This window comes from Lysobacter sp. 22409, assembly GCF_052045105.1.
Classification (GTDB): Bacteria; Pseudomonadota; Gammaproteobacteria; order Xanthomonadales; family Xanthomonadaceae; genus Lysobacter; species Lysobacter antibioticus_B.
Map to the genome: position 1 here is coordinate 1 of NZ_JBQEOE010000033.1, position 21293 is coordinate 21293.

The 21293-nt window shown below is 68.0% G+C and carries 17 protein-coding genes; 12 read left to right on the forward strand and 5 right to left on the reverse strand.

Annotated elements, in window-relative coordinates:
* Positions 1 to 300: hypothetical protein (locus ACTJJK_RS16310; protein ID WP_440730702.1), on the reverse strand; the 300-nt coding region annotated here is incomplete at its 3' end.
* Positions 301 to 441: 141 nt separating this feature from the next.
* On the opposite strand from ACTJJK_RS16310, the gene ACTJJK_RS16315 reads away from it, so the two are divergent.
* From ACTJJK_RS16315 to ACTJJK_RS16350, 8 genes are all read left to right on the forward strand, one after another.
* Positions 442 to 1371, forward strand: a complete 930-nt coding sequence (locus ACTJJK_RS16315) for an energy transducer TonB (protein WP_440730703.1) — start codon at positions 442 to 444, stop codon at positions 1369 to 1371.
* 61 nt (positions 1372 to 1432) lie between these two features.
* Complete coding sequence (gene folC / locus ACTJJK_RS16320) at positions 1433 to 2722, forward strand: bifunctional tetrahydrofolate synthase/dihydrofolate synthase (protein ID WP_440730704.1); 1290 nt, start codon at positions 1433 to 1435, stop codon at positions 2720 to 2722.
* A gap of 174 nt (positions 2723 to 2896) precedes the next feature.
* Positions 2897 to 4006 (forward strand): SPOR domain-containing protein, encoded by a 1110-nt coding sequence (locus ACTJJK_RS16325; protein WP_440730705.1) that lies wholly within the window; start codon positions 2897 to 2899, stop codon positions 4004 to 4006.
* 102 nt (positions 4007 to 4108) lie between these two features.
* A complete protein-coding gene (locus ACTJJK_RS16330; RefSeq protein WP_223620372.1) occupies positions 4109 to 4948 on the forward strand; it encodes a CvpA family protein in 840 nt (279 codons plus the stop codon).
* Between the two features lie 33 nt (positions 4949 to 4981).
* Positions 4982 to 6451 carry an amidophosphoribosyltransferase gene (gene purF / locus ACTJJK_RS16335; RefSeq protein WP_031372999.1) on the forward strand — a complete coding sequence of 490 codons (1470 nt, stop codon included), beginning with the start codon at positions 4982 to 4984 and terminating at the stop codon, positions 6449 to 6451.
* Between the two features lie 7 nt (positions 6452 to 6458).
* The gene (locus ACTJJK_RS16340; RefSeq protein WP_440730706.1) at positions 6459 to 7274 is read left to right on the forward strand and encodes a ferritin-like domain-containing protein; all 816 of its coding nucleotides are present in this window, start codon (positions 6459 to 6461) and stop codon (positions 7272 to 7274) included.
* A gap of 249 nt (positions 7275 to 7523) precedes the next feature.
* Entirely contained in the window at positions 7524 to 9995 is a 2472-nt protein-coding gene (locus ACTJJK_RS16345; RefSeq protein ID WP_440730707.1) for a DPP IV N-terminal domain-containing protein, read from the forward strand.
* 277 nt (positions 9996 to 10272) lie between these two features.
* On the forward strand, positions 10273 to 12540 hold the full coding sequence (locus tag ACTJJK_RS16350) for a TonB-dependent receptor (protein ID WP_440730708.1): 2268 nt from the start codon (positions 10273 to 10275) through the stop codon (positions 12538 to 12540).
* 111 nt (positions 12541 to 12651) lie between these two features.
* Here the strand turns inward: ACTJJK_RS16350 and lpxH are convergent, their stop codons facing one another.
* Positions 12652 to 13386: a UDP-2,3-diacylglucosamine diphosphatase gene (gene lpxH, locus ACTJJK_RS16355; RefSeq protein WP_031373003.1), complete on the reverse strand. Its 735-nt coding sequence runs from the start codon at positions 13384 to 13386 to the stop codon at positions 12652 to 12654.
* Positions 13387 to 13666: 280 nt separating this feature from the next.
* Between lpxH and gltX the strand changes: the two genes are divergently transcribed.
* Both gltX and ACTJJK_RS16365 read left to right on the forward strand, forming a co-directional pair.
* Positions 13667 to 15067, forward strand: coding sequence for a glutamate--tRNA ligase (gene gltX, locus ACTJJK_RS16360; protein ID WP_440730709.1), 1401 nt, complete (start codon positions 13667 to 13669; stop codon positions 15065 to 15067).
* 31 nt (positions 15068 to 15098) lie between these two features.
* On the forward strand, positions 15099 to 15587 hold the full coding sequence (locus ACTJJK_RS16365) for a transcriptional repressor (protein ID WP_036149149.1): 489 nt from the start codon (positions 15099 to 15101) through the stop codon (positions 15585 to 15587).
* Positions 15588 to 15993: 406 nt separating this feature from the next.
* Here ACTJJK_RS16365 and ACTJJK_RS16370 read toward each other — a convergent pair whose 3' ends face one another.
* The 3 genes from ACTJJK_RS16370 to ACTJJK_RS16380 form a co-directional block, all read right to left on the reverse strand.
* Positions 15994 to 17247, reverse strand: coding sequence for an MFS transporter (locus ACTJJK_RS16370; RefSeq protein ID WP_440730710.1), 1254 nt, complete (start codon positions 17245 to 17247; stop codon positions 15994 to 15996).
* 396 nt (positions 17248 to 17643) lie between these two features.
* Positions 17644 to 18114 carry a MarR family winged helix-turn-helix transcriptional regulator gene (locus ACTJJK_RS16375; RefSeq protein ID WP_440730711.1) on the reverse strand — a complete coding sequence of 157 codons (471 nt, stop codon included), beginning with the start codon at positions 18112 to 18114 and terminating at the stop codon, positions 17644 to 17646.
* A gap of 128 nt (positions 18115 to 18242) precedes the next feature.
* Positions 18243 to 20273: a TonB-dependent receptor gene (locus ACTJJK_RS16380; protein WP_440730712.1), complete on the reverse strand. Its 2031-nt coding sequence runs from the start codon at positions 20271 to 20273 to the stop codon at positions 18243 to 18245.
* 92 nt (positions 20274 to 20365) lie between these two features.
* On the opposite strand from ACTJJK_RS16380, the gene ACTJJK_RS16385 reads away from it, so the two are divergent.
* Complete coding sequence (locus ACTJJK_RS16385; RefSeq protein ID WP_440730713.1) at positions 20366 to 20773, forward strand: MerC domain-containing protein; 408 nt, start codon at positions 20366 to 20368, stop codon at positions 20771 to 20773.
* 175 nt (positions 20774 to 20948) lie between these two features.
* On the forward strand, positions 20949 to 21137 hold the full coding sequence (locus tag ACTJJK_RS16390; protein ID WP_031373010.1) for a 30S ribosomal protein THX: 189 nt from the start codon (positions 20949 to 20951) through the stop codon (positions 21135 to 21137).
* Positions 21138 to 21293 lie beyond the last annotated feature (156 nt).

Here is a 21293-nt window from a genome sequence, read left to right on the forward strand (position 1 = left end):
CGGGTTACTTTCTTTTGCTAAGCCCAAAAGAAAGCTAACCAAAGAAAAGGGCTTTCCTTGCAAGGGCACAGGCCACGAGTGCGATGCGTGCGCCGGGATTTTCCGATAAGACATCCTTGTCTTATCGGAAAACGGCGCACGTCCTGTGCGCCGCCCTCCGGGTCTACTGTTGACCGGCACAGCGTCAAAGCCAATCAAAATCACGTCAACGTCAACGTCAACGTCAACGTCAACAGCAACAGCAACAGCAACAGCGACGGCGACGGCAAAGCGCCAGCGGTCTGTTGCAAACAGGGCCATCGCCGACTTCGACCACGCCGGTACCGTCCATGTCCGCATCGACCCATCACCCCGACGCTTGTGTTGCAATACACCCCGCCGCAGGACGCGGCGCGAAAACAAGGAAGAGCGGTGTCGAAATTCGCATGCAGGATCGCGGCCATGATGGCCGTGATGTTCGCCGCGCCGGTCGCGGCGCAATCGATCGATGCGGGCGCGGGGGCGTCGATGCCGGCCGGCTGCCCCAGCGGCGGGCAGTCGTTGCCGCCGCCGAAGTATCCGACCGAGATCTTCGGCGCCGCCGGCACGGTGACGCTGGTGTTGGACCTCGACCGCTGCGGTCAGGTCGATCAGGTCTGGATCGAGACCGATTCGGGTTATGAAGCGCTGGACCGCGCCGCGGTGGAGACGGCGAAGAAATGGCGCTTGAGTCCCGAGTATCGCGACGGTGTCGCGGTGGCGTCGCGGGTGCGGGTGCCGGTCGACTTCCAGGCGCCGACGCCCGAGCAGATCGCCGCGCATGTGGCCCGCGCCCAGGCCAAGTGGGACCAGGTCTGGCCCCTGGCCCAGGTGCCCGAAGTCGCCGCCGCGCGCGACGGCAGCCTCGATGGTTTCCTACCAGACGCCTTGCCGATGGAGGAGGGCAGTGTGCTTGAGCTGATCGCCACGGCGCGACGCGAAGGCCGCGAGGTGTTCGGCGGCGAGGTGCCGGGCGGCAAGCTGGGCTGGCCGGCGCTGCGCATCGCCGACGACCGCGGCGCGTTTCAGTGGCTGTTGATCGAAGACAGCCATCCGGCGGCGCCATCGCTGGTCCGCCAGCGCCTGGTCAGCGACGGCAAGAAATCTTTCTATGTCAGCCGCGTGCTGTGCGGCGCGCCCAAGGCTTCGGCCTGCGCGAAGCTGGAGCGCAGCGTGCGCGCCTGGCCGCGACAGCGTCCGGGCCTGCCCTTGCCGCAGCAATTGTCGGCCGAGCCGCCGTTGCCGCCGAAGCAGACCCCGACGCAGCGTCCGTTAGGGCCTTCGCGACTGGCCCCGGAGGATCCGAAAGCCCCCACCGACCCGGCGGCGCGGCCGGCGTGGCAGCGCGGCTGAGGCGTCGAACCGCCAGCGCCGGCCGATCAACCCGGCCGGCGTATCTGCGAGAATTCGCGCCATGCAACGCTCGCTCGCCGACTGGCTCTCCCACATCGAACGCATCCACCCCAAGTCCATCGACATGGGGCTGGAGCGCATCCGCATCGTCTCCCAGCGCCTGGGCCTGAAGCGCCCGGCGCGGAAGGTGATCACCGTCGGCGGCACCAACGGCAAGGGCTCGACGGTCGCCTTCATCGAGGCGATCGCGCGCGCCGCGGGCTGGCGCGTCGGCGCCTACACCTCGCCGCACCTGCTGGCCTATAACGAACGCATCCGCATCGGCGGCGCCGATGCCGGGGACGCCGCCCTGGTCGAGGCCTTCGAGGCCATCGAAGCCGCACGCGGCGAGGTCGTGCTGACCTATTTCGAGTACGGCACCCTGGCGGCGCTGTGGCTGTTCGAGCGCGCCAAGCTCGATCTGGCGATCCTCGAGGTCGGGCTGGGCGGGCGCCTGGACGCGACCAACCTGATCGACCCGGACGTGGCGGTGATCACCACCGTCGACATCGATCACCAGGATTACCTCGGCCCGGACCGCGAGAGCATCGGCTTCGAGAAGGCCGGCATCGCCCGCGGCTGGAAGCCGTTGATCCTCGGCGACGACGACCCGCCGTCGAGCGTGCTGCGCCATGCCTACGCGATCGGCGCCTCGGCGGTGCGCGCGGGCTGCGATTTCTTCTTCGAGGCCCTGCCGCCGGACGCCGACAAGCCCGACGAGGGGCCGCGCTGGCGTTGGCGCGAGGTCGGCTACCGCGTCGAGCTGCCGATGCCGGCGCTGGCCGCGCCGGCGCAGATGCGCAATGCCGCGGTCGCGGTGGCGGCGTTGCGGGCCTTGGGCAAGTCGCCCACGCGCCAGCAGTTCGCCGAGGGCGTGGCGGCTGCGCACGTGCCCGGGCGCCTGCAGCGTTTCGTGCGCGATGGCGTCGAGATCGTGGTCGATGTCGGCCATAACCCGCAGGCAGCGCGCGAACTCGCGGCCTGGCTGGCGGCCGCGCCGGCCCCGGGCAGGACCCATGCCGTGTTCGCGGCGCTCGGCGATAAGGACGTGGCTGGCGTGGTCGCGGCCTTGCACGCAGGCGTCGACGCCTGGCATTTGGCCGGGCTGGCCGACAGCGGTCCGCGCGGGATCGCGGTGGAGGCTTTCGCCGAACGGCTGCGCGACACCGCGGCCGGCGAGGGCAGCCGCCATGCCGACGTCGCCGCCGCGCTGGCCGCGGTGCGGGCACAGGCCAGCGCCGGCGATCGCATCCTGGTGTTCGGTTCCTTCCACACTGCGGCGGCGGCACTGGCCTGGCTGGCGGCGAATTGAGCCGGGCCATTACGCGCCGTGCTTTCGTGACGGCGCCGGAGGCCTTGCGGTACCGGCCTTTCACCGTCGGCGATTCTGAATACAACGCTCCGGGCCAGGCATGCACACCGGTCCATGGCCGCCGCGGGGGTATAATTCGCGCCGGTAACCGGCCCTGCGAGTGATCGAGTAGCGATGGAACCTGCCCTGAAACAGCGATTGATCGGTGCGATGGTCCTGGTCGCACTGGCGGTGATTTTCCTGCCCATGCTGATCAAAGGGCCCGCGCCCGAAAGCGGCGCCTCCGATGTTCCCTTGACCTTGCCGGACGCGCCTGCGGGCGAAACCGAGACCCGCGAACTGCCGCTGGTGACGCCGGGCGATGCGCCGCAAGGCGGCGTGGTGGGCATGGAGCCGGCCGACATCAGCCAGCCGGCTTCGACCGGCAGCGACACCTTGCCGACCGTGGACACCGCGGCCGGCGCCAAGACCATGCAGCCGGCGTCCACCGCCGGTGGCGACTACGCGGTCAGCTTCGGCAGCTATGCCAGCGCCAGCGACGCCGACCGGGTGATCGCAGCGCTGCACGCCGCACGCTTGCCGGGTTATCAGGAAACCGCCGCCGGCGCCGGCGGCCGCACCTTGTATCGGGTCCGGATCGGGCCGTTCGCTACCCAGGCCGACGCCGAGGCGGCGCGCCTGGGTTCGACCAAGGTCCGCAAGGATGTCAACGCCAAGGTCGTGGTGCTCAACGCCGACGCGGCCGAGGCCGCCGACCCGGCCGTCGCCACCACCGCGCCGGCCGCATCGGCGCCGTCGGTGAGCGCGCCGAAGCCGCTGGCCGAAAGCGCACCGGTCAAGCCGACGGCGCTGCCGCCGTCGAAGCCGGAACCACTCAAGCCGGCCGCGACCAAGCCTGCTGAAACCAAACCCGTCGCGACCAAGCCTGCCGAAACCAAGCCGGTGGCGACGACCAAGCCGGCCGGAACCAAACCGGCCGAAACCAAGCCGGTCGCGGCGAAGCCTGCCGAACCGGCCAAGCCGGCACCGAAGCCGGCCGCCGCCGGCACCGGTTTCGCGGTCCAGTTGGGCGCGTTCGGCAACGTCGACGAAGCCAACAAGCTGCGCGATCGCGCCCGGGCCGCCGGCTTCAGCGCCTTCGTCGAACAAGTCCGGACCGACAAGGGCACGCTCAACCGCGTGCGCCTGGGCCCGGTGGTCAATCGTGCCGACGCGGACAAGTTGAAGGCGCAGGTCGCCGGCAAGCTCGGCGTCGGCGACGCACTGGTCAAGCCGCACCCGTGACGGTTCGCGGCGTGACCTGCAGTTGAATACATCGGTGCAAGGCGCGCCGATGCAGGGCGCGCCGCTCGAGCGTGCGCCAGCGACGAGAGGGAGCGTCACGCTATGACAGCACTGGATTGGGGTTTGTTGTTGATCGTCGGCTTGTCGGCGCTGCTCGGCATGCTGCGCGGTCTGATCGGCGTGGCGGTGTCGCTGGCGGCGTGGCTGCTGGCCGGCATCGCCGCCTACGTGTTCGGCGGCGACGTCGGGCGCAGCCTCGGCGACGGCGAGATGGGCTGGCTGTCGTACCTCGGCGGCTATGCGCTGATTTTCGTGGCGGTGTGGATCGGCGTCGGCCTGTTCGGCATGGTGGTGCGGCGGATCGCGCACTCGGCCGGCTTGTCGGAGATGGATCGTTTGATGGGCCTGGGCCTGGGCGCGGTGCGCGGCGTGTTCTTCGCCTGCGCCTTGCTGGTGGTGCTGGGCATGACGACCTTGCCGCGCGAACCCGCATGGCGCGGTTCGATCGTCGCCGCGATGCTGATGCCGGGCGCGGAACTGATGCGCGCCGCATTGCCGGACGGCATGGCGCGCAAGGTCGACCTGGAAGGGCGCGGCACTTCGTTGCAAGCGACGGTCCAGGCGCAGGCCAAGAATCTGGAAGACAAGCTGCCGAAATTGTCCGGTGGATTGCCGGGCGGGTTGCCGGGTGGACTGTCGGACATGATGCCGAGCGGCGGCGGCCTGGATTCGCTGCCGCAGGCCGTGCCTGAGGGCTCGTCCGGCGGCATAGCCGGGGCCTTGCCCGATGGCCTGGTCAACGGTTTGCCCGACGCGCTGCCCGAGGCGGTGCGCGACATGCTGCCGCAGAAGGGCCAGCAAGGCGCCACGGCGACGCAGATCAAGGGCGACCCGGCCAAGGTCGGCGCCGACCGCAGCAAAGACGAAAAACGCGTTCATTAGCAACAACAACGACTCTCAGCAGGATCAAGCGCTATGTGCGGCATTCTCGGTATCGTCGGCAACACGGATGTCGCCGCTCAGCTTTACGACGGACTTACGGTGCTGCAGCACCGCGGCCAGGATGCGGCCGGCATCGCCACCGCCGACGGCGCGCGCCTGCGCGTGCACAAGGGCAACGGCCTGGTCAGCGACGTCTTCAACGAGACGGCGATGCGCCTGCTCGAAGGCCGCGTCGGCATCGGCCATTGCCGTTACCCCACCGCCGGCAGCGAAGGCTCCGACGAGGCCCAGCCGTTCTACGTCAACTCGCCGTTCGGCATCGCGCTGGCCCACAACGGCAACCTGATCAACACCGACATGCTGCGGCGCGAGGTGTTCGAGCAGGACCGCCGCAACGTCAACACCGAGTCCGACTCGGAAGTGTTGCTCAACGTCTTCGCCCACGAGCTCGACCGTCACCGCGCGCTGACCGCCGAGTCCGCGTTCGCCGCGATCGAAGGCGTGCACCGCCGTTGCGTCGGCGGCTACGCGGTGGTCGCCACCGTGCTCGGCCTGGGCCTGGTCGCGTTCCGCGACCCGCACGGCATCCGCCCGCTGGTGCTCGGCAAGCGCAACACCGGCGGCCAGGACGAATACGCGGTGGCGTCGGAATCGGTCGCCCTCGACCTGCTCGGCTTCGAGCGCATGCGCGACGTGCGCCCGGGCGAAGGCATCGTGATCACGCCGCGCGGCGAATTGTTCAGCCGTATCTGCGCCGAGCCGCGCCAGCACGCGCCGTGCATCTTCGAGTACGTCTATTTCGCCCGTCCCGACTCGATGATGGACGACGTCTCGGTGCACAAGGCGCGCATGCGCATGGGCCAGACCCTCGGCGAGAAGATCCAGCGCCTGCGTCCGGACCACGACATCGACGTGGTCATCCCGATTCCCGACACCTCGCGCGACTCGGCGCTGGAAATCGCCAACACGCTCGGGGTGAAGTACCGCGAAGGCTTCATCAAGAACCGCTATGTCGGCCGCACCTTCATCATGCCGGGCCAGGGCGAGCGGGCGAAGTCGGTGCGGCGCAAGCTCAACCCGATTCCGCTGGAGTTCCGCAACCGGGTCGTGCTGCTGGTCGACGATTCGATCGTGCGCGGCACCACCTCGCGGCAGATCGTGCAGATGGCGCGCGATGCCGGCGCGCGCAAGGTCTACCTGGCCTCGGCCGCGCCGCCGGTGCGGTTCCCGAACATCTACGGCATCGACATGCCCTCGACCGACGAGTTGGTCGCGCACGGCCGCACCGACGAGGAAGTGCAGACCCTGCTCGGTTGCGACTGGCTGATCTACCAGGACCTCGACGCCCTGGAGCAGGCGGTGTCCGGGCCGAAGCACCGCATCGACCACTTCGACTCGTCCTGCTTCAACGGTGAATACGTCACCGGCGTGGAGCCCGGATATTTCGAGCGCATCCAGCAACTGCGTTCGGACGAGGCCAAGAAGACGCGTCGAGCGTCCTGAGCCCGGAGTGCGCGCGGTGACTTCGCTGTTCGACGCCGCGCGCGCCTGCCTGGACGCCGCCACCCCTGAGGCGAAGGTCGAGATGACCTTCGCCGCCGCGCAGGCTTTCGCCCGCGGCGAGCTGGCCATGCCCGAGGACGCGCCGCCACCGCAGCCGATCCGCATGCCGGGCCGGCCGGCCAGGCCGGCGCTGGTGCATCCGCGCGAGTTGCCCAAGCGCGGCTTCGGCACGGCCGACGGCCGCGCCGCGTTCGTGCACGCCATCGCCCACATCGAATTCAACGCCATCGACCTGGGCTGGGACGCGGTCTATCGCTTCCGCGGCCTGCCCGCGCAGTTCTATGCCGACTGGGTCGGCGTGGCCAACGACGAGGCGCGGCATTTCAGCCTGCTGCGCGAGCGCCTGCGCGAACTCGGCTACGACTACGGCGATTTCGATGCCCATAACGGCCTGTGGGAAATGGCCGAGAAGACCGCCCACGACGGCCTGGCGCGCATGGCCCTGGTGCCGCGCGTGCTGGAAGCGCGAGGGCTCGACGTGACCCCTGGCATGATCGTCAAGCTGCGCTCGCTCGGCGACGAGGCCACGGTGGCGATCCTCGAAACCATCCTGCGCGAAGAGGTCGCCCATGTCGCCGCCGGCTCGCATTGGTACCGTTGGTACTGCGAACGCGCCGGCATCGACCCGCTGCCGCGTTTCCGCGAATTGCTGGCCGAATACGCGCGCGCCGTGCTGTACGGGCCGTTCAATTTCGATGCGCGCAGCGCCGCCGGCTTCGACGACGAAGAACTGCGCATGCTGGAAGCCTTCGCCGCGCGCTGAGCCGCCGTCGGCCGTCGAACTCTGCAGGAACCCATCTCCGCTTGGCACTGACGGGAAGGCTAGGGCGAGGGCAGCGCCGCAGGCGCCAAGGCATCGCTCCGTCGCCGCACAGGCCGGGTCTTCCCGAATGAGACCGCGTTCGCGCTACGCCACGGGCGCGCCTACCGTTCGTCCGTGACGCCACGCCGCGTAAAGTCGCGGCCGGGGCGCCGTGCCATCGTCGGCCTTCCGATCCATGGGAGGGATGGCATGAGCAAGCAAGGGATAGGCGTGGCGATGGCCATGGCGTTGGTGTTCGGCCTCGCGGCGATGGCAACGGCCGGCGCGCAGCCGGCGAAGCTCAGCGCCGCCGATTACGCGCGCGCCGAGAAAGTTCTCGACTACAACCTGAGGGGCCGGATCAAGAACGCCCAGGTCGAACCGCATTGGTTGCCCGACGGTCGCTTTTGGTACCGCCGCGATGGCGAGCATGGTGCGGAGTTCCTGCTGGTGGATCCGGCCGCACGCAGCCGCGGCGCCTTGTTCGATGCGGCGCGTCTGCATGCGGCGATGAGCGCGGCCTTGCCGGCGGCGAAAATCGAGGCGGTGCCGACGCCGATCTCGGTGCGCCTCGAAAACGGCGCCCTGCATGCGCGTCTGGCCGGTGACCGGAAGCACGAACTGTCCTGCGATCTGGCCGCGTATCGCTGCGACAGCGTGCCGGCGACGACGCCGGACCGTTACTGGCTGGCATCGCCCGACGGTCGCAGCGCCGTGTTCGTGCGCGAGCACAATCTGTGGCTGCGCGATCTGCACAGTGGCGCCGAGCGCGCCCTGACCCGCGACGGCGAGGCCCACTTCGGCTACGGCGAATTGCCCGACTTCGCGCTGCATGCGGTGCCGACCCAACTGGGACTGTGGAAGGTGCCGCCGTTCGCGGTGACCTGGTCGCCGGACGGCAAGCGTCTGCTCGGCACGCGTTACGACGAGCGCAAGGTCGAACCCTATCCGATGGTGGCGATGGCGCCGGAGCGCGGTTTCCGGCCGCAGGTCCACTACATTCGCCTCGGCCTGCTCGGCGACCGCGAGGCGGCGCGCGACGAGTGGTACAGCGTCGACGTGGAGAGCGGAGCGACGCGCAGCATTCGTTTGCCGCAGGGCTGGAACGGCGCGATCGAGGCCGACGTATTGGGTTGGTCGCCGGACAATCGCCGCGCCTACGCGGTGATCGCGCGCTACGACCATCCCGCGCGGATGCGCCTGGTCGAGATCGATCTGGACGACGGCAGCTTGCGCGATGTGATCGAGGAACGCTCGGACACGCGCGTGCAGCTCAACGATTTCATCTACAGCCGCCCGGCGGTGCGCGTGCTCGCCGCGAGCAACGAAGTCGTGTGGTTTTCCGAGCGCGACGGTTGGGGCCATTTGTACCTGTACGACCTGCGCGACGGCCGCATGATCCGGCGCCTGACCGCGGGCGATTGGCTGGTGCGCGACATCATCGGCGTCGACGAAGGCAAGCGGCAGTTGTATTTCACCGCCGGCGGCCGCGAACCGGGCGACCCCTACCAACGCCGTTTGTACCGCGTAGGACTGGACGGCGGCGAGCCGCGCTTGCTGACCCCGGAAGCTGCCGACCACGACCTCGACAGCGGCGTCAGCGTGATCCTCGGCGGTAAGGCGCTCGACTTGCTGTCGCCGACCGGCGAGGCGGTGATCGACAATTACTCCACCCTAGACGCGCCGCCGCGCACGCTGCTGCGCTCGACGCGAGATGGCGAAGTACTGCTGGAACTCGAACGTGCCGACGCCTCGGCCGTGCTCGAAGCCGGCTGGCAGGCGCCACAGCGGATCAGGCTGAAGGCGGCCGACGGCCGCACCGATCTGTACGCGACGGTGTTCTTGCCGCCGGGGTATTCGAAAGAGCGCGCGAAGCCTGGGCAGTACCCGATCGTCGATGCCTTCTACGGCGGCCCGCAGGTCACCAATGCCTCGGTCGGTTTCGTCGAAGCGGCCGCGGCGATCAACCCGATCTCGCGATCGAGTCTGGCCGCGTTGGGATTCGTGGTGATCACCATCGACGCGCGCGGCACGCCGGGACGTTCGCAGGCCTTTCACGACGCCAGCTATCACGGCGGCTTCGCCGACGTCCAGGTCGACGACCACGTCGCCGCCATCCGCGAACTCGCGGCTCGCTACCCCGGCCTCGACCTCGACCGGGTCGGCGTCTACGGCCACTCCGCCGGCGGACATGCCTCGGCGCGCGCGATCCTGCGGCGCCCGGATTTTTACAAGGTGGCGGTGTCCTCGGCCGGCAACCACAACCAACAGGGCATGTACGGCGGCGGCATCAACGGCCTGGAGCGGATACTCGGCGGCGCGCCGGACTACGGCGCCAGCGGCGTGCTGCGGCCGTCGCCCGATGCGGTGCCGGCCAATTACCTCGCCAACGACAATGCCGTACTGGCGGCGAACCTGCGGGGCAAGCTGATGCTGGTCTATGGCGACCTCGACGAGAACGCCTTGCCGGCGGTGACCATCCAACTGACCTCGGCCCTGATCAAGGCCAACAAGGACTTCGACCTGCTGTACCTGCCCAACCAGAACCACGAATTGTTCCGCAACGACGCGTATTACACCCGGCGCATGTGGGACTACTTCGTCGAACACCTGATGGGCGCGAAGCCGCCGAAGGATTACAGGCTGCAAGCGCCGGCCAAGCCCGGCGGGTCGGGGTTCTGAGGCGACGGGGGTGCGGCGATTCGTTACCGAGTCGCCGCGCCTTTGCGTCGTCGCCGTGTCGGCACGATGACGGTTCCGCTGCGAAGAAAGCTTGGTTGCCGGCACCTCTTCGAGAGCAATCGGCGCACAGCATGAGCGCCGAATCCATCAACTGACGCCGTTCTGCAATATCCCGTTCACACCGAGTCGACAGACTTCCGGGCTTCGCTCTGACGCCGCCCAAGAGCGGACTGCGCATTACGCGCGGCGGCCACTCTGATTTGGAAGTTCCCCTGAAATGACGACGAAGACGACGCTCCTCGCCGCCTCGATTCTGTTCTGCCTGTACGCCGGCAACAGCCTCGCCGCAGAAACCGCGACTACCGCCGCTGTCGATCCGGCCACCGCCGCGGTCGGCGCGGGCGCGGTCGACGACGCCACCACCCTCGATGCGGTCTCCGTGGTCGGCACCGGCCAGACCCGCCAGGTGCAGTCGCTGGGCAAGCAGGATCTGCAACGCGTGGCCGCCGGCACCAGCCCGCTCAAGGTCATGGCCAAGCTGCCGGGCGTGCACTTCCAGAGCTCCGATCCCTGGGGCAACTACGAGTGGTCGAGCAAGCTCAGCATCCGCGGCTTCTCGCAGCAGCAGCTCGGGTTCACCCTCGACGGCGTGCCGCTCGGCGACATGAGCTACGGCAACCACAACGGCCTGCACATCAGCCGCGCGATCGCCGCCGAAAACCTGTCCGGTGCGGAACTCTCGCAGGGCAGCGGCGCGATCGACACGGCGTCCTCGGGCAACCTCGGCGGCACCTTGCGCTTCTTCAGCGCCGACCCGATGGCCGAGTACGGCCTGCGCCTGGCCCAGACCGTCGGCAGCGACGCCACCAGCCGCACCTATGCGCGCATCGACACTGGCGACCATAACGGCTTCAGCGCTTACCTCAGCGGCGTGTTCCACACCACCGACAAGTGGAAGGGCGACGGCCCGCAGCGCAACGGCCAATTCAACGGCAAGTTCGTCTACGCCAACGACGACGTCAAAGTGACCGGCTTCGCCGCGACCTCGCGTCGCCGCGAGACCGACTACGCCGATCTTTCGCTCGAATCCGCGCGCCGCCTCGGCATGGATTGGGACAACTACGCCAACGACTGGCAGCGCGCGATCGACGCCGCCAACGGCAAGTTCAGCGGCGGCGTCACCAGCCTCGACGACGCGTATTACATCGCCCGCGGCGTGCGCGACGACGACCTGGCCTACCTCAGCGCCGACTGGAACGTCAGCGACGACCTGGTGCTGGCGGCGACCGCGTACTACCACAACAACAAGGGCCAGGGGCATTGGGCGACGCCGTACTCGGTCTCGCCGACCGTGCCGCTGCGCATGCGCACCACCGAGTACGACATCGAACGCACCGGCATCATGCCGAGTCTGACCTGGCAGATCGGCGACCACCGCCTGCAGGCCGGCTTGTGGCTGGAGAAGAACGCCCACGGCGTGCAGCGCAACTTCTACGACCTGCAGCGCAACGAGCCGCCGAACGAGATCTTCTTCTACCGCAATCCGAGCGCGCGCGTGTTCCGCCAGCGCTTCGATACCGACACGCGTCAGTACTACGTGCTCGACCACATGGAGTTCATCGGCGGCCGCCTGGCGATCGATGCCGGCTTCAAGGGCCTGCGCGTGGAGACCGACGGCAAGACCCTGATCGGCGGCGCCAGCCGCGCCAGCGGCAAGCTGGTTTCGGAAGACAACTTCCTGCCGCAGCTCGGTGCGCGCTGGCAGTTGAGCGATCACGAGGAGATCTTCGGCTCCTACAGCGAGAACCTGTCGGCCTTCCGCACCGGCGTCAACGGCCCGCATTCGACCTCGCAGGCCGCGTTCAATGCCGCCGTCGCTTCGCTGGAACCGGAAAGCTCCAAGACCCTGGAAGCGGGCCTGCGCACCAGCCGCGAGCAGATCGAGGCTTCGGTGGCGGTGTATCGGGTCAACTTCGAGAACCGTCTGCTCGCCATCGCGCGTTGCGCCGGCATCGTCGGCTGCGCGTCGAGCTTCGCCAACGTCGGCGACGTCGAGAGCCGCGGTGCCGAAGTGACCGTGGTATGGAAGCCGTTCGCCGGCTTCAGCTGGTACCACTCGCTGGCCTTCAACGATTCGCAGTACGAGTCGGATTATCTCGACGGCACCACCCTGGTCCGCACCAAGGGCAAGCAGGTGGTCGATGCGCCGAAGCGCCTGTACGCCACCGAAGTGCGCTGGGAACGCGACGGCCTGTCGCTGCAGCTCGGCGCCAAGTACACCGACAAGCGTTATCTGACCTACCTCAACGATTCCTCGGTCTCGGGCTTCTGGGTGGTCGACGCCTCGGCCTCGTACGAGTGGAAGGAGCTGTCCTGGGCCGATGCGTTCAAGCTGCAGTTGAACCTGACCAATGCCTTCGACAAGCAGTACTTCGGCAGCCTCGGCACCAACGGTTTCGTCGCTTCCGATCCGCGCGGCCTGAATTACACCGTGCAGTCGGGCGCGCCGCGCCAAGCCTTCCTGACCGCCGAGGTGCGCTTCTAAGCCGTTTCGATGTCATGGGCTGGATCGGGCTCGATCCAGCCGCCTTGCAGCAGCGCCCGGACTTCGCGTCCGGGCGTTTTCGTTTCTGCGGCGGAGCCGTAAGCGATGCGCTCAGTCCAGCGTCTGCAGGCGTGCGCCGTCGCGATCGACGCGCAGCACCGAGCCTTGCTCGTACCAATCGCCGAGCACGATGCGCCGGCAGGCGCGTCCAGCGACGTCCAGCTCGTGCACGGCGGGGCGGTGGGTGTGGCCATGGATCATGCGGTCGATGCCGTAACGCGCGAAGGTCTCGGCGACGGTGGCCGGCGACACGTCGGTGATGGTTTCCATGCGGCCGTCGTCGCGCAGGCCGGCCTGATGAGCCTTGCTCGCCGCGCGCGCCTGTTGCGCGAAGGCCAGGCGTGCGGCGAGCGGCTGCGACAGGAACTGCGCCTGCCAGGCCGGGTGCCGGGTCTGGGCGCGGAACTGCTGATAGGCGACATCGTCGGTGCACAGCAGGTCGCCGTGGCCGATCAGGGTCGGGTGACCGTACAGCGGTACCACGGCGGGGTCGGGCAACACGCTCATGCCGGCGCGCCGGGCGTAGTCCTGGCCGAGCAGGAAGTCGCGATTGCCGCGGATGAAATACACCGGCACGCCGCTGTCGGCGAGGGCCTTGAGTTCGTGCGCGACGAAGGCGCCGGTCTCGGACGGGTCGTCGTCGCCGACCCAGGCCTCGAACAGGTCGCCGAGGATGTACAGCGCGTCGGCGCCGCGGGCTTCGTCGCGGACGAAGCGGCCGAACAGTTCGGTGATCTGCGGACGCTCGGCGTCGAGATGGAGGTCGGAGATGAAGAGGGTCGTCATGGGCTTAGTTTAGCCAGGGTCGTTGCCGGGGCGCGCTGTGGGGGAACTGGCCGGGCGATGGACGAGCGAGTGCAGGGCGGGAACCGGATCGATGCGGGGCCTGGTTTCGCCGCAATCGCGGGACTGGGAGGAGGGGGCGGCAGGTGCGCGAACCCGACTCGGCTCCTTGCCGCAAGCCGGGCCCAAAACCCCTGTCGTGGCGTTCGCCCGCGGCTTTTCCCGACGCCTGCGCCCCGGCTCCGTTAAAATCCCCGGTCTCCCAGGATTCACCGAGCCCCGCATGACCTGCCGCACCCGTTTCGCCCCCAGTCCCACCGGTTATCTGCACATCGGCGGCGCGCGCACCGCGCTGTACTGCTGGCTGGAGGCGCGCCGCGCGGGCGGTCAGTTCATCCTGCGCATCGAGGACACCGACCAGGAGCGCAGCACCCAGGCGGCGATCGACGCGATCCTGGAGGCGATGGACTGGCTGGGCCTGGACTACGACGAGGGCCCGATCTACCAGACCCATCGCCTGCAGCGTTACCAGGAGGTCGCCGAACAGATGGTCGCGGCCGGCACGGCTTATTACGCCTACGAGACCAAGGAAGAGTTGGCCGCGGCGCGCGATGCGGCGATGGCGGCGAAGGAAAAGCCGCGTTACAGCGGCGCCTACCGCGACCGCAACGAACCCTTCCGCGACGACCCGAACCGGGTGATCCGCTTCAAGAACCCGCTCGACGGCACCGTCGTGTTCGAGGACAAGGTCAAGGGCCGCATCGAGATCGCCAACAACGAACTCGACGACCTGGTGATCTTCCGCGCCGACGGCTACCCGACCTACAACTTCGCCGTCGTCGTCGACGACCTCGACATGCGCATCAGCGATGTCGTGCGCGGCGACGACCACGTCAACAACACCCCGCGCCAGATCAACATCTATCGGGCGCTGGGCGCGCCGGTGCCGCATTTCTCGCACCTGCCGATGATCCTCGACGAGGAGGGCAACAAGCTCTCCAAGCGCACCGGCGCGGCCGACGTCATGCAGTACCGCGACGCCGGTTATCTGCCGCACGCGCTGCTGAATTATCTGGTCCGCCTGGGCTGGTCGCACGGCGACCAGGAGATCTTCTCGATCGAGGAGATGACCCGTTTGTTCGAGCTCAAGGACGTCAATTCCAAGGCCTCGCGCCTGGACTCGGCCAAGCTGGGCTGGCTCAACCAGCAGTACCTCAAGAGCGACGACCCGGTGGCGGTCGGCAAGCACCTGGAATGGCATTTGCTCGACAACGGCTACGACCTGGCCAGCGGCCCGGCCCCGGCCGACGTGGTGATCGCCCTGCGCGACCGCGTGCAGACCCTCAAGGACATGGCCGAGCGAGCATCGGTCTGGTACCGGCCGCTGACCGAGTACGACGATGCGGCGGTCGCCAAGCATCTGACCGCGAATGCCCGCGCGCCGCTGGCCGAAGCCCGCACCCGCCTGGGCCAGCTCAGCGCCTGGACCGCCGAGACCGTGTCGGCGGCCCTGCACGAGACCGCCGAAGCCCTGGCCATCGGCATGGGCAAGGTCGCCCAGCCGCTGCGGGTGGCGATCACCGGCACCCAGGTCAGCCCGGACATTTCGCATACGGTGTACCTGGCCGGCCAGGCCCAGGCCTTGCAACGCATCGACGCCGCCCTCACTAAACTCCCTGCGTAGGAAGCATCGCGCCGCGATAATGGAGTCCGCCATGAGCACCAGCCACGCCTGTACCGACCCCCAGCACCACGTCCACGACGGCAACGCCTTCGTGCAGGAGGTGGAGCGGGCCTGCGAACAGCGCGGCTTGCGGCTGACTCCCATCCGCGCCCATGCCCTGCGTCTGATCGCCGACGCCGGCAAGCCGATGAAGGCCTACGATCTGCTCGACCAGATGAAGGCCACCCACGACGCCGCCGCGCCGCCGACGATCTACCGCGCCCTGGATTTCCTGCTCGAGCACGGCTTCATCCACAAGCTCGCCTCGATCAACGCCTACGTCGGCTGCCATCACCCGGGCGGCGCCCAGCACGCGGTGCCGTTCCTGATCTGCGACAGCTGCCAATCGGCGACCGAATTGGAAGACGAGCGCATCGTCGACCTGCTCGAAGGCCGCGCCCGCGCGCTCGGCTTCGTGCCGCAGGCGCAAACCCTGGAAGTGCACGGCATGTGCGCCGATTGCGTGCAGGCGAAGGCTTGATTTCGTTGCGTGACCGCGTGATTCCGTGACCGCGTGATTTCGCAGGTCCAGCGCCTGCGACAACCGCTTATGAAGATCGCCCCCTTTGCAAAGGGGGCTGCGCCCTGTCTGAGCAGGAAGTCAGGTTAGCGGTGATTGGCGCGGGGGATTTGCTCTTGCTGGGCAGCTTCATCGTTGCGGTTGGCTCGAGAGCAAATCCCCCCTCATCCCCCTTTTTCAAAGGGGGGACGCTATGCCTCCGACGATTCGCCCGTTCGAAAGTTCGCCCCCTTTGGAAAAGGGGGCGGCGTCCGATGTCGTTTGAGGTCGGGTGAGATTCGCTGGCGCGGGGGATTTAGCTTCAGGTCGCGGCGACCGACGAAGCGAAAGCAAATCTTCCTAACCCCTTTTCCAATAAGGGGACAACTCATGCCTTCGCCGGCGCTAATCCCGTCATGACCGGTTTCGCTTCGCGGATCGGCAGGTTCGCCACCGCCGCCAGCAAGGCGAGCACGATGTCGGCGTACCACATCCAGGTGTAGTCGCCGAACTCCGCCATCGCGATGCCGCCGAACCAGGCGCCGAAGAAGCCGCCGATCTGGTGCGAGAACAAGGTCAGGCCGAACAAGGTGCCCAGGTAACGCGGCCCGAACAGTTTGCCGACCAGGCCCGCGGTCGGCGGCACCGTCGCCAGCCAGGTCAGGCCCAGGCCGGCCGCGAACAGGTAGAAGGTCAACGGCGTCGGCGGCGAGATCAGATAGATCGCGATCATCGCCGCGCGGCTGGCGTACATCAGCGCGAGCAGGTGTTTCATGCGGTAGCGCTGGCCGAGCCAGCCGGCGGCCAGGCTGCCGGCGATGTTGAACAAACCGATCAGCGCCAACGACACCGCCGAGACGTTGTCGGACAAACCGCACAGGGCGATTTCGCCGGGCAGATGGGTGACCAGGAAGGCGATGTGGAAGCCGCAGGTGAAAAAGCCCACGTGCAGCATCCAATAACTCGGGTCGCGCAAAGCGACTCGCAGTTGCGCGCGCAGGCCGATCTCGGCCGCGGGCGCGGCGGCGATGCTTCCGGGGGCAACGGCGGCGGTACGGCGCCGCAACGGCCACGCCAAGGGCAGGGTCGCGATGGCGGCGACGGCCAGCGTCCACATCGCCATCATCCAGCCCGAGGCGGCGATCACCGCCTGCACCAGCGGCGCGAACACGAACTGGCCGAGCGAACCGCCGGCGTTGATGAAACCGGCCGCCATCGAGCGCTTTTCCGCCGGCAAACGTTGCGCGGTGGCGCCGATCAGGATCGAGAAACTGCCGGCGCCGGCACCCGCGGCGCCGAGCAGGCCGAGCGTGACCATCAAGCCCCATTGCGACGACACGAACGGCGTCAGCCCCATGCCGGCGATCAACAGCACGCCGCCGAATACGAGCACGCGCCCCGGCCCGCGTTGATCGGCCAGCGCGCCGAACACCGGTTGCACCGCGCCCCAGACGAACTGACCGATCGCCAGGGCGAAACTGATCTCGGCGATGCCGAGCCCGGTGCTCTGGCCGATCGGTTTGACGAACAAGCCCTGCGACTGACGGATGCCCATGGTGATCATCAGCATCGCGGTGGCGGCGAGCAGCAACGGCCAATAGGACGCGGTCTTGATCGTGGGCGGAGAGGAAGTCGTGCTCATGGGGTTCTCGGCGGCAGAGGAACTGCGGGGAGGGAGGGGGCGAGCGTGGTTTCGAGTGCGGCAGACTTCAGGGCGTTGCAGGCGAATGCAGTCGCTGGACTGTTCGCAATGACTCCGGTGCAGGGCGAAGTAAAGCCGAGTCCGCTCTCGCGCAGTGGCGACCGCCAGTTCGCGGCATCGCCTCAGCCTGTGGCGATGCCGCGCAGCTTGCATGCGCGTCGTTGCAGGCCGACGCTCGTGTGTTGTTCTCGTCATTCCCGCGAAGGCGGGAATCCAGAGACCGCAAGCGTTCTCGCACGATAGGTTTCGAACATCCGGTTCCGCCCGGGCAGAACGCAGTGCGCTCTCGCCGGAACGACACAAACAACCCAGGCCGGATCGTTCGTATCGGCCCGTTCACGGCGCGTCGTCCTGCAACTGCGCGATCGCGCGGTCCAACTGCGCATGCAAAGCGGCGACGCCTTCGGCGCCCAGGCCTTGATCGATCCGGTCCTGCGCCTGCCGCCATAGCGGTTGCGCGCGTTCGATCACCCGCCGGCCTTCGTCGGTGATGCGCAGGCGGCGCTGGCGTGCATCCAGGCCGGGCACGCTCTCGATCCAGTTCGATTCGATCAGCGGCTTGAGGTCGCGGCTCAGGGTGCTGCGGTCCATGCCGAGCTCGCGGGCGATTTCGCCGAGCGGACGGCCCTGGCCGCCAGTGCGGCGCAAGATCGAATATTGGTTGAGGTTGATCCCGGCCGGCGCCAAGGCCTGGTCGTAGCGCTGGCTCATCAGCCGCGCCAGCTTGCGCATGCGGAAGCAGGTGCAGACGCTCTGGGTCGGGGCGGCGACAGGTTCGTTTCCGGGGTTCACTAGGTGTATATACACCTATTTGCTCCTCTACCGCAAACGCCGACACGAGGTCGGCGTCTGGGCCACGGGGAAGCGTCATGTCACTTGGAGAGAGATCGTCGAGCGCCCCGAAGTCAGGCGGTGCCGATTGACGAACGCACCGGTCAGAAGAACACCCGCACGCCGAAATCGACGCCGCGGCCGGGCAACACCACGCTGTCCTTGAGGAAGGAGGTGTGCACCCGCGCTTCCTGGTCGGTCAGGTTGCTGCCGTTGAGGAAGACCTCGTAACCCAGGTTGCCCGCGTCCCAGTGGTAGGCCAGGTGGGCGTCGACGAGGGTGTAGCCGTCGGTCGGGGTTTCGTTGGCCGCGACCTTGTCCTGCTTCATGTAGCGGGTCGCGCCGAGCGATGCGCGCCAGGAGTCGGCGTCCCAGCGCAATTCGCCGCCGACGCGGCCGGGGGCGATGCGCGGCAGGTTGCCGCCGTTGTCGAGCTTGGCGCGCACGCTGTCGCCGAACACGCGCACGTCGAACTTACCGGCGTCGCCGTCGAACAGGTGCGCGATCGCTTCGCCTTCGAAACCGGTGAACTTGGCGTCGGCCTGGCTCCACTGGCGCACCGGGCTGTCGTCTTCGATCTCGCCGGTGTCGAGCAGGTAGATGAAGCCGTCGAAGCGGGTCTGGTAGGCGGCGAGCTTGGCCTCGAATTTCGCGCCGTGGTAATGCACGCCCAGTTCGACCTGGTTGGCGCGCTCCTTGCGCAGATCGGCGTCGCCGATCTCGAACGAGGCGGTCGCCGCGTGCAGGCCGTGGGCGAACAATTCCTCTTCGGCCGGCGCGCGTTCGGCGCGGTCGAGGTTGAGGCTCAGGCGCCAGGCGTCGTTGAATTTCCACAGTGCGCCGGCCGACAGGCTGACCGGTGTGAAGTCGCGCTTGGCCGCGCCGAACGGCGAGCTTTCGATCTTGTCGACGCGCGCGCCGAGTTCGAGCTGCAGCGGGTCCCAGGTGCGCTGTTCGGTGACGAACAAGCCGGCGGCGCGGGTCTTGGTCTTGGGCACGAAGGCCTCTTCGCCGATCGCCTGGAACTTGCGCTCGTAGCCCTGCACGCCGACCGCGCCGACCCAGCCGGCGAACGGCTTATGGGTCAGCTCCAGGCGGCCTTCGGTGGCGTCGCTGAGGAAGCGCGTGCCGACTTCGTCGCCTTCGAATTCGATGTGTTCGTATTCGGTGTTGGCCACGCTCGCGCGCAGGCCGCTGAAAATGCCGAAGGCCTGATTGATGCCGCCTTTCAGTTCGAAGCGGTTCTGCTTCATGTCGATGTGCACCGGCGCTTCGCCTTCGAGCGCATCGCCGGGTTCGCCGGGATTGCCGTAGCGGTCTTCGTAGCGCGCTGCGGAAAAGCCGAGGAAGCCCAGATCGCCGACCAACGAGGCGCCGAGCGCGCCGGTCTTGGTGTCGACGAAGCTGTTGCGCTGACGGCCGAGCGGGGTTTCGTAATCCTTGTTGTTGCGGTACACGCCGTCGGCATGCAGCACCAGGGCGCCGTCGGCGCCCATCGCATCGACGCGGGCCATGCCGGTGACGCCGTCGTTGACGGTGTCGTGGCGGATCTCGGCGCGGCCGGACACGGTTTCGTCGAGCGGGCGCTCGGCGATGCGGCCGTCGACCACGTTGACCACGCCGCCGATCGCGCCGCTGCCGTAGAGCAGGGTGGCCGGGCCCTTGAGCACTTCGATCTGGTCGGCGAGGAAGGGTTCGACGGTGACGTTGTGGTCCTGGCTGACGGTGGACACGTCCTGGCTGGCCAGGCCGCCGGTCAGCACGCCGACGCGCGGGCCTTCCAGGCCGCGGATGATGGGGCGGCCGACGCCGGCGCCGAAGTTGGAGCTCTGCACGCCGGGCAGCTTGCCGATGGTCTCGCCGAGGGTGGTGCCGCGCGCTTCGTCGAGCTTCTCGCCGGCCAGCACTTCGACCGGCTGGGCCAGTTCCTCGGAGCTGGACTGCAGCGGGGTGGCTGTGACGACAACGGCGTCGAGGCTGGTAGCCTTGTCGTGGCGGGTGTCGCTGGCGGTGCCCCCAGGCGGCTCCTGGGCATTGGCCTGGGCTGTGGCCAGCGCGGCCGGCAGGGCCAGGGTAAGGGCGATGGTGAGCGCGCTGCGACGTGCGCCGAGGAATGAACGGATGGGCTTGGGCATGATGAACCGGCTGACGATGAACTGGCGGGGGATGGTGAAATGTTATAAAGTAACGTTTACCGATTGACAACCATCCCAGAAGTCATCCCCCCATGTCTTCATTGCTACGCGGCTTAATCGACCGGATCGGCGCCTTCGGCTCGCTGGCCTGCGCCATTCATTGCGCAGCGCTGCCGCTGCTGATAGCTGTGTTGCCCTCGTTGGGCTTCGCCGGTTGGTTCGACGACGGCTTCGAACTGGCCTTCGTCATCTTCGCCACCATGCTCGGCACCGCCAGCCTGATCTCCGGCTATCGCCGCCACCACGCCGTGCGCGCGCTGTCGCTGTTGGTTCCGGGCTTGAGCGTGCTGTGGATCGGCGTGTTGTACCCGCCGCTGCACGGCTCGACCCTGCCGCACGCCATCGCCATGACCTTCGGCGGCACCCTGGTCGGCCTGGCCCACTTGGCCAACCTGCGCCTGAACCACAGCCACGTCCACGACGCCAGCTGCGCTCACTGAGCGCCCACAGGAGCGGCTGCGGACGCCTCGGATCGACGCTTGTGCTAGGCTTCGCAGCCTCGCGCGCGGCCGCGCAGCGCCGGACACCGGGCCTCGGCCCCCGGCGAAATCGCCTGCAGCCTGCGCGGACCACCATTCGATTCAACTGTAGAACGTCTTAATTAGGAGCACGACCATGGGTAAAGGCGACCGCAAGACCGCCAAGGGCAAGCGCTACAACTCCAGCTACGGCAACGCCCGCAAGGCCGTGAGCAAGGCGACCGGCACCGCCGCCGCGCCGGCAGCGAAGAAGACCGCCGTCAAGAGCGCGACCAAGGCACCGGCCAAGAAGGTCGTGGCCAAGAAGACCGCTGCCAAGGAATAAGCCGGCCCGGCGCCGACGCTGTTCGAGAAAGCCCCGCATCGCGGGGCTTTTTTTTGTCCTTTCTTTGCCGACGAAGGCCCGGGCGACGGGGCGGCGCAAGCCCATCGCAACGGGTTTTCCGCGCCGCGCTTATGCCAACGGACACACACAGACAAG

Excerpts from the sequence above, each read along its gene's own strand:
- lpxH (WP_031373003.1), bottom strand. The coding sequence starts at position 13,386 with ATGACGACCCTCTTCATCTCCGACCTCCATCTCGACGCCGAGCGTCCG.
- ACTJJK_RS16330 (WP_223620372.1), top strand. The coding sequence starts at position 4,109 with ATGACAGCACTGGATTGGGGTTTGTTGTTGATCGTCGGCTTGTCGGCG.
- gltX (WP_440730709.1), top strand. The coding sequence starts at position 13,667 with ATGACCTGCCGCACCCGTTTCGCCCCCAGTCCCACCGGTTATCTGCAC.
- ACTJJK_RS16365 (WP_036149149.1), top strand. The coding sequence starts at position 15,099 with ATGAGCACCAGCCACGCCTGTACCGACCCCCAGCACCACGTCCACGAC.
- ACTJJK_RS16325 (WP_440730705.1), top strand. The coding sequence starts at position 2,897 with ATGGAACCTGCCCTGAAACAGCGATTGATCGGTGCGATGGTCCTGGTC.
- ACTJJK_RS16390 (WP_031373010.1), top strand. The coding sequence starts at position 20,949 with ATGGGTAAAGGCGACCGCAAGACCGCCAAGGGCAAGCGCTACAACTCC.
- ACTJJK_RS16345 (WP_440730707.1), top strand. The coding sequence starts at position 7,524 with ATGAGCAAGCAAGGGATAGGCGTGGCGATGGCCATGGCGTTGGTGTTC.
- ACTJJK_RS16315 (WP_440730703.1), top strand. The coding sequence starts at position 442 with ATGATGGCCGTGATGTTCGCCGCGCCGGTCGCGGCGCAATCGATCGAT.
- folC (WP_440730704.1), top strand. The coding sequence starts at position 1,433 with ATGCAACGCTCGCTCGCCGACTGGCTCTCCCACATCGAACGCATCCAC.
- ACTJJK_RS16370 (WP_440730710.1), bottom strand. The coding sequence starts at position 17,247 with ATGAGCACGACTTCCTCTCCGCCCACGATCAAGACCGCGTCCTATTGG.
- purF (WP_031372999.1), top strand. The coding sequence starts at position 4,982 with ATGTGCGGCATTCTCGGTATCGTCGGCAACACGGATGTCGCCGCTCAG.
- ACTJJK_RS16350 (WP_440730708.1), top strand. The coding sequence starts at position 10,273 with ATGACGACGAAGACGACGCTCCTCGCCGCCTCGATTCTGTTCTGCCTG.
- ACTJJK_RS16380 (WP_440730712.1), bottom strand. The coding sequence starts at position 20,273 with ATGCCCAAGCCCATCCGTTCATTCCTCGGCGCACGTCGCAGCGCGCTC.
- ACTJJK_RS16385 (WP_440730713.1), top strand. The coding sequence starts at position 20,366 with ATGTCTTCATTGCTACGCGGCTTAATCGACCGGATCGGCGCCTTCGGC.